The organism is Sporosarcina koreensis, assembly GCF_001531445.1.
Taxonomy (GTDB): Bacteria; Bacillota; Bacilli; order Bacillales_A; family Planococcaceae; genus Sporosarcina; species Sporosarcina koreensis_C.
The window spans coordinates 1-243 of sequence record NZ_LQYA01000382.1 but is presented as its reverse complement, the minus strand read 5'-3'; the positions used below and the strand labels follow the sequence as shown (position 1 = coordinate 243).

Below are 243 nucleotides of genomic sequence, written 5' to 3'. Positions count from 1 at the left end.
TGAAACAAAAGGAAGCTGGTGCCGGAATGAGTTTGCTTAATTTTACCAGTTTTTTATCAGAGGGAATAGGTATTGCAATTGTTGGTTGTTTATTATCTGTACGCTTACTGAATCAGAAGTTGCTACCTATGGACCTTGATCAATCCACTTATTTGTATAGTAATATGCTATTCCTTTTTACAGGAGTCGTTGTTACTAGTTGGCTGATCACCTTGAATGTATATAAACGAAGACAAATTCAAT

At 35.0% G+C, this 243-nt stretch carries 1 pseudogene; it reads left to right on the top strand.

Annotated elements, in window-relative coordinates:
• A pseudogene (locus tag AWV70_RS22510) lies at nt 1-243 on the top strand (tetracycline efflux MFS transporter Tet(L)); the annotation flags it as partial.